Annotated in this window: 1 pseudogene and 1 other annotated feature; the pseudogene reads right to left on the bottom strand. The window is 58.8% G+C overall.

Features of this window, described 5'->3' with window-relative positions:
* Positions 1–47: 47 nt before the first annotated feature.
* Positions 48–1,223, bottom strand: a pseudogene (locus tag NA637_RS25035) (IS3 family transposase).
* Positions 840–957 (bottom strand) — a sequence feature (AL1L pseudoknot). (Overlaps the previous pseudogene by 118 nt.)
* Positions 1,224–1,279: the final 56 nt, after the last annotated feature.

Raw genomic sequence — 1,279 nt, 5'->3', positions numbered from 1 at the left:
GTAATGCTTGAACCGCCCCGGGTTTCGCGGAGGCTATCGTATTTGAGTCAGGCGGCAACTGGGATTGCTGCCTGACTCTGTTCGTATAGTGCCTCAAACTCCGCTGGTGGCCTATTTCCAATCGGTTCCAGCAAGCGCTGTTGGTTGAACCAGGTCACCCACTTCAGCGTTTCCCATTCCAGAGCCTCTACAGTTTTCCATGGCCCTTGCTTGTGGATCAACTCGGTCTTGTAGAGTCCGTTGATGGTCTCCGCCAAGGCGTTGTCGTAGCTGTCGCCGGTATTGCCAACCGACGGCTCGACGCCGGCTTGCGAGCCCCGGTCGCTATGATGAACCAGCCGGTGCGGCTCAGGCCGACAGCTGTGAAGTGCCTGTTCGAGCGCATCGAGGACAAACTCCGTGCGCATGTGCCGACTGACACGCCAGCCAACGATAAACCGGGAGTAGACATCCACGATGAACGCGACGTAGGCAAACCCCTGCCAGGTTGAAACGAAGGTGAAATCGGCCACCCAGAGCTGGTTGGGGTGCTCAGCCGTGAACTGCCGCTTCACCAAGTCTCTGGGATTGGCATTGCTAGGGTCAGCGCGTGTGGTTTTCACGGCCTTGCCTCGTGTTACACCACGCAGCCCCATGTCCCGCATCAACCGCTCCACTGTGCAGCGCGCTACGGTCTGGCGTTCGCGGAGCATCTGACGCCAGATTTTTCGGGCACCATAGACCTCGTAGTTCTCTTGCCAGACACGACGAATCTGCACGGTAAGCGCCTCGTCACGTATTGCGCGTGCTGATTGCCGTGATCGGTCGCGTAAGCGCGCAGCATGGCGTCGATAGGCCGATGGGGACACCTGCAGCACGCTGCACATTGGCTCGACCCCCAAAGGTTTTCCGGTGCTCGTCGATGAGTAGCCAGATCACTTCAAACGGCGGTCGAGCTCCGCCTGGGCGAAAAAAGCGCTGGCGACCTTGAGAATCTCGTTGGCCCGCTTGAGCTCGCGAATCTCGCGCTCCAGCTCTTTGATACGAGGATCTACCGACGGATTGGGTGTTGAGGGGGAAGATGCCTTGCGAATCCAGTTGCTCAAGGTCTGAGCGGTGCAACCGATCTTGCTGGATACCGCCTCAATGGCCGCCCACTGGGAAGCATGCGACTCACGGACTTCATAGACCATCCGTACGGCACGCTCGCGGACTTCAGGGGAAAACTTCGGTGGCTTTGGCATAGTGGCTCCAGTTTCTCAAAAGGTGGAGCCTCCGCGATAGCCGGGGCGGTTCAGAT

Origin of the sequence: Stutzerimonas stutzeri, from assembly GCF_024448935.1 — a bacterium.
Lineage (GTDB): Bacteria > Pseudomonadota > Gammaproteobacteria > Pseudomonadales > Pseudomonadaceae > Stutzerimonas > Stutzerimonas stutzeri_AO.
The sequence above is the reverse complement of the archived record's forward strand: the minus strand, read 5'-3'. Positions and strand labels throughout refer to the sequence as shown.